We start from the raw sequence: 4,929 nt of genomic DNA, 5'->3' as shown, positions 1-4,929 counted from the left end.
GAGCCCTCCACCGAATCGGTGGAGGGCTCCGCTGCGGGAGTGGAGCGGCGGCTCGGTGCGGGAGTGGAGCGGCGGCTCGGTGCGGGTGGGGAGCGACGGTTCCGTGCGGGTGTGGAGCGACGGTTCCGTGCAGGTGGGGAGAGACGGCTCAGTACGTGTAGTCGGCGACCACCCAGGTGGCGAACTCGCGCCACAGCGCGACGCCCTCCTGGTGGGCCGGGTGCTCCAGGTACCGCTTGAGCGCGTCCGCGTCGTCGACCGCCGAGTTGATCGCGAAGTCGTACGCGATGGGCCGCTCGGAGATGTTCCAACCGAGCTCCCAGAAACGCAGCTCCTCGATCAGGGAGCCGAGGGCGCGGAATGCCTCGACACCGGCCACGACGCGGGGGTCGTCGCGCTCGACGCCGTCGTTGAGCTTGAACAGGACCAGGTGGCGGATCATGGGCGCTCCGAGGGGTACGGGCCGGTCAATCGGCCCCGTTGGCGATCCACGTCATGAAGTCGCCGATCGCCTGGGCGGCGTTCGAGATGCCCTCGAACCCTATCTGGACGTACTCGGCCGCCTTGGCCGGGTCGGTGATGATCACGTAGAGCACGAAGACCACGAGCACGTACACCGCGATCTTCTTTCCCTGCACTGCCACGAGGCCTCTCCCGTCTCCTGCGCCCCATGGGCCCCTGATTGCCGCCGGTGAGTGTATCTCGGGCATGTGTTCGCAGGAATGTCCCGATCGCGATGCTCACCAGGCCCACGCAAGCACGAAGGGCCCCGTCTCACGACGGGGCCCTTCTTCGGCGGTAGCGGAGGGATTTGAACCCTCGGTGACTTGCGCCACACTCGCTTTCGAGGCGAGCTCCTTCGGCCGCTCGGACACGCTACCGAGAGAGACACTACCCCAAGGTGGGTCCTGGTTTGAAATCGGTATTCACGGGCCGGGGTTCCCCTGGCGCGCCGGAGCCGGAGCGGGCCTCAGCGGGTGCGGAAGAAGTCGGTGAGGAGCCGGGCGCACTCGTCCGCGAGCACGCCCTCGATCACCTCGGGGCGGTGGTTGAGGCGCCGGTCGCGTACGACGTCCCAGAGGGAGCCCGCCGCGCCGGCCTTCTCGTCGCGGGCGCCGTAGACGACCCGGTCGACCCGGGACTGCACGAGGGCGCCCGCGCACATCGTGCAGGGTTCGAGGGTGACGACCAGCGTGCAGCCGGTGAGCCGCCACCGCCCCAGCCGCGCGGCGGCCCGGCGGACGGCCAGCACCTCGGCGTGGGCCGTCGGATCGCCGGTCGCCTCGCGCTCGTTGTGCCCGGTGGCGAGCACGGTCGTGCCGTCCGGTGCCAGCACGACGGCGCCGACCGGGACGTCTCCGCCCGCGGTCGCGCGCCCCGCCTCGTCCAGGGCGAGCCGCATCGCGGCCCGCCACGGGTCACGTATCGGGTCCGGGGTGCCGGGTGTCTCCCGCGCCTTTGGGGTCCGAGGTGCCGGGGAGGGGCTCAGCGGACCGTCTCCAGGACCTCCGAGGCGCCCAGGGCCTCGGCGATCGCGTTCAGCGCCTCGTCCGCGTCGAGGGAGCGCAGCTCCTTCTCGCCAACGCCCAGGTCGTCGAGGACCTCGCTGTCCCCGACGGGACCGTGCGGCACGGCGGAGTCGCCGGCCGTGCCCTCGTCATCGTCGTCGTTCTCGGGTTCACCGTCCTCGGTGCCGTCGAGGTCGAGGGAGTCCAGGTCGGCGTCGTCGTCGCCGGGCTCCCTTCCGAGCAGTTCGTCCGTGAGCAGGATCTCGCCGTACGAGCTGCGGGCGGCAGCGGCGGCGTCCGAGACGTAGATACGCGGGTCGTCCTCGCCGTCGACGCGGACGACGCCGAACCAGGCGTCCTCCTGCTCGATGAGTACCAGCACCGTGTCGTCCTCGGGAGAGGCTTCACGGGCCAGGTCGGCGAGATCCGACAGCGTTTCCACATCGTCGAGCTCTGTGTCGCTCGCTTCCCACCCGTCTTCGGTGCGCGCGAGCAGTGCGGCGAAGTACACCGTGACTCTCCCACTGGTCATAGGCGTGCCGGTTGGGGGTCCCCCCGGCGGAGGTTACGGGCGGGGAGTGCGTGCTCCGAGCCCCACCCACTCGGAATCGTGGCAGAAACAGAGCGCTCAGGGGACGTCTTCGACCCGCTGTGTCCCCCACTATCGATCGCGCGTCGCTGATCGCTCGATCACTCAGGGGACGCAGGAGCCTGTGCTCACTGGTTCGGAGAGGGGTGCACCCGGGCGCTTGTTGCTGCCGTGGGTGATCGTACGCGGCCCCGGGCGCGGCGGCCGCACACCGTGTCCTCCGGATACGGGCATGTGGTCCGGTACGGCTCTGTGGGCCGGTGGGTACGGCGTGTTGCTACCGGCGGAACGTGCGCGTCGCTACCAACGGAACGTGCGCATGCGCATCGCGTGGCGCAGGCGGGCCACCTTGGCGCGGCGGGGCTGGACACGGTCGCGGAGTTCCCGCGCCTCCGTCAGCTCCTGTAGGAACCTGGCCCGGCGCCTCCTGCGCTCGGCCTCGGTCTCCCGCTGTTCCAGTGACCTCTCGTCCACGTCCGGCATAGACACACCACCCCAGTTACGTTCTTCCCGCATTCCCCCGGATGGGCGGTTTGATGCTTACAGGGGAGTGACGTTCGCGGCCGGCTCTTGCCGAGCGCGACGGTGGAGGGAAGCGATGGCCCGGATACCCTGATGGGCATGCGTCTCCACGTCGTCGACCACCCTCTGGTCGCCCACAAGCTCACCACCCTTCGCGACCAGCGCACCGACTCCGCGACCTTCCGTCGGCTGGCCGACGAGCTGGTCACCCTCCTCGCCTACGAGGCCACCCGCGACGTGCGCACCGAGGCGGTCGACATCACCACCCCGGTCGCCGCCACCACCGGGGTGAAGCTCTCCCACCCGCGCCCGCTGGTCGTGCCGATCCTGCGCGCGGGACTCGGCATGCTCGACGGCATGGTCCGTCTGCTGCCGACCGCCGAGGTGGGCTTCCTGGGCATGATCCGCAACGAGGAGACGCTCCAGGCCTCCACGTACGCCTCGCGCATGCCCGAGGACCTCTCCGGGCGCCAGGTGTACGTGCTCGACCCGATGCTCGCCACGGGCGGCACCCTGGTCGCGGCGATCCAGGAGCTGATCAAGCGCGGCGCCGACGACGTGACCGCAGTGGTCCTCCTCGCCGCTCCCGAGGGCGTCGAGGTCATGGAGCGCGAGCTCGCGGGGACTCCGGTCACGGTCGTGACGGCGTCCGTCGACGAGCGGCTCAACGAGCACGGGTACATCGTGCCGGGGCTCGGGGACGCGGGGGATCGGTTGTACGGGGCGGCCGAGTAGTTCAGCAGGGCTTCGGCGGGTCTTCGGTAGGGCTTCGGCGGGCGTTCCGTAGGTCTTCCGTGGGTCTTCGGTGGCTGTACGGAAGTTGTTCAGCAGCTCTTCCGGGCCGTGGTGGGCTTCGGGGTCGGCTTGGCCAGGGCGGTCAGTGCCTTGTCGGCCGCCTTCTTCCGCAGGAGCTCCTTGAAGTCCGTTCCGATGATGAGGTCCACCTCGGTGGCCTTCGTACGGGCGTCGGTCTTCAGTTCGGCGCCCGGGAGCTGGGTGCGCAGGACGGGCAGCGCCGATCCGGCGGCGGTCTTCGCGCCGAGCAGTACGGCGGGGCCGTCGACCTTCTTGTCGTACTCCTTCGTCGCGTTGCCCACGTCGCCGATGCGGAAGCCGCGCTTCTTCAGCTCCTCGGCGGTCTCCTTGGCGAGGCCGCTGCGTGGGGTGGCGTTCAGGACGTTCACCGTGATCTGGGCGGGCCGGGGCAAGGTGGTCTTCGCGGGAGTCTTGGGGTTCGTGGGGGACGGGCTCGCCTTGGTTCCCGGCCGCGTCTTCGTCTTCGCGTCCTTCGCGCAGGCCGCCTTCGAGCCGGCGGCCGAGGCCTGGTCGCCTCCGCCTGTGAAGACGTCGATGAGCTGCACGGTTCCCCAGCCGATCAGCCCGACCACGGTCATGGAGGCGACGACCGTGAGAACGAGCCTGCGGCGCCTCCGGGGCCGGCGCATCCGTGGGTACTTGCCCCCCGTGATCCGGTACTGGCCGCCCATGCCGGGAGGAGTCAGCATGCTCATGGGCGCAGCGTAGTGCGCCTGGGCGGCGATTCCTACTAGATGATCATTGCCCGAGCCGGTCCAACCCGAAAGGGCCAACCGGGGTGGTGGCGGGCGGGCTTGGCGGAGTGCGGCCCGGTCGGGTGTCGGCGGGTCCGAACCGGTCGGGTGTCGGCGGGTCCGAACCGGTCGCGTGTCGGCGGGTCCGACCCGGCCGGGCTCAGTCGAGCTCGAGGACGCGGGCGTGCAGGACCTGGCGCTGCTGGAGGGCCGCGCGGACGGCGCGGTGGAGGCCGTCCTCCAGGTACAGATCGCCCTGCCACTTCACGACGTGCGCGAAGAGGTCGCCGTAGAACGTCGAGTCCTCGGCCAGCAGGGTTTCCAGGTCGAGCTGGCCCTTGGTCGTCACCAGCTGATCGAGGCGGACCGGGCGCGGCGCGACGTCCGCCCACTGCCGGGTGCTTTCCCGGCCGTGGTCGGGGTACGGCCGGCCGTTTCCGATGCGCTTGAAGATCACACGGAAAGCCTACCGGCCCAGACGTTCCGGGCGCAGCCATGGCGGCGGAGTGCGGCGCCGGAAAAGACGTGAAGAACCTGGTCGAAGTATGTGAATTCTCCGAGGTCGTATGGCGTTTCGGCGGTCGGCTTCGTCGTTAACGGAGGACTGACGCGAGGGGCAGAGAGGGTGACGTGGGGACAGCGGTCGGGAGACGGTCGACATGTTGCTCACCACCGCCCTCGGGCTCGTCGCCCTGACCGTCCTCATCGCGGTCGTCGGCGTCACCTCCACCACCAGCCTGACCGCGATCGAACGCACCCG

The 4,929-nt window shown here is 70.1% G+C and carries 8 protein-coding genes and 1 tRNA gene; 1 reads left to right on the top strand and 8 read right to left on the bottom strand.

Translation table 11 applies throughout. The features are described from left to right. Positions 1 to 148 precede the first annotated feature (148 nt). The 6 genes from FNH08_RS44510 to FNH08_RS44490 form a co-directional block, all read right to left on the bottom strand. Entirely contained in the window at positions 149 to 442 is a 294-nt protein-coding gene (locus FNH08_RS44510) for a Dabb family protein (RefSeq protein WP_152777205.1), read from the bottom strand. A gap of 25 nt (positions 443 to 467) precedes the next feature. After that, the gene (locus FNH08_RS51300) at positions 468 to 644 is read right to left on the bottom strand and encodes a hypothetical protein (RefSeq protein ID WP_322726442.1); all 177 of its coding nucleotides are present in this window, start codon (positions 642 to 644) and stop codon (positions 468 to 470) included. A gap of 152 nt (positions 645 to 796) precedes the next feature. Beyond that, a tRNA-Ser gene (locus tag FNH08_RS44505) sits at positions 797 to 881 on the bottom strand. Positions 882 to 970: 89 nt separating this feature from the next. Further along, positions 971 to 1,402 (bottom strand): tRNA adenosine(34) deaminase TadA, encoded by a 432-nt coding sequence (gene tadA / locus FNH08_RS44500; RefSeq protein WP_228034750.1) that lies wholly within the window; start codon positions 1,400 to 1,402, stop codon positions 971 to 973. Between the two features lie 83 nt (positions 1,403 to 1,485). Next, positions 1,486 to 2,019: a tRNA adenosine deaminase-associated protein gene (locus tag FNH08_RS44495; RefSeq protein WP_322726443.1), complete on the bottom strand. Its 534-nt coding sequence runs from the start codon at positions 2,017 to 2,019 to the stop codon at positions 1,486 to 1,488. A 378-nt stretch (positions 2,020 to 2,397) separates the two neighbouring features. Then, positions 2,398 to 2,580, bottom strand: a complete 183-nt coding sequence (locus FNH08_RS44490; RefSeq protein ID WP_152777202.1) for a hypothetical protein — start codon at positions 2,578 to 2,580, stop codon at positions 2,398 to 2,400. Between the two features lie 138 nt (positions 2,581 to 2,718). Here FNH08_RS44490 and upp point away from each other — a divergent pair, with 138 nt between their 5' ends. Next, positions 2,719 to 3,354, top strand: a complete 636-nt coding sequence (gene upp, locus FNH08_RS44485) for a uracil phosphoribosyltransferase (protein WP_152777201.1) — start codon at positions 2,719 to 2,721, stop codon at positions 3,352 to 3,354. Between the two features lie 89 nt (positions 3,355 to 3,443). On the opposite strand, the gene FNH08_RS44480 is transcribed toward upp, so the two are convergent. Beyond that, on the bottom strand, positions 3,444 to 4,106 hold the full coding sequence (locus tag FNH08_RS44480; RefSeq protein ID WP_152777206.1) for a LytR C-terminal domain-containing protein: 663 nt from the start codon (positions 4,104 to 4,106) through the stop codon (positions 3,444 to 3,446). A gap of 223 nt (positions 4,107 to 4,329) precedes the next feature. Next, a complete protein-coding gene (locus tag FNH08_RS44475) occupies positions 4,330 to 4,626 on the bottom strand; it encodes a type II toxin-antitoxin system VapB family antitoxin (RefSeq protein ID WP_003999914.1) in 297 nt (98 codons plus the stop codon). Positions 4,627 to 4,929: the final 303 nt, after the last annotated feature.

This window comes from Streptomyces spongiae, from assembly GCF_009377185.1.
Taxonomy (GTDB): Bacteria; Actinomycetota; Actinomycetes; order Streptomycetales; family Streptomycetaceae; genus Streptomyces; species Streptomyces spongiae.
Note: the sequence above shows the minus strand (reverse complement) of the source record. Positions and strands in the feature narration are given on the sequence as shown.

Coding starts and splice junctions, on each gene's coding strand:
- FNH08_RS44490 (WP_152777202.1), bottom strand. CDS start 2,580: ATGCCGGACGTGGACGAGAGGTCACTGGAACAGCGGGAGACCGAGGCC.
- FNH08_RS44480 (WP_152777206.1), bottom strand. CDS start 4,106: ATGGGCGGCCAGTACCGGATCACGGGGGGCAAGTACCCACGGATGCGC.
- upp (WP_152777201.1), top strand. CDS start 2,719: ATGCGTCTCCACGTCGTCGACCACCCTCTGGTCGCCCACAAGCTCACC.
- tadA (WP_228034750.1), bottom strand. CDS start 1,402: ATGCGGCTCGCCCTGGACGAGGCGGGGCGCGCGACCGCGGGCGGAGAC.
- FNH08_RS44510 (WP_152777205.1), bottom strand. CDS start 442: ATGATCCGCCACCTGGTCCTGTTCAAGCTCAACGACGGCGTCGAGCGC.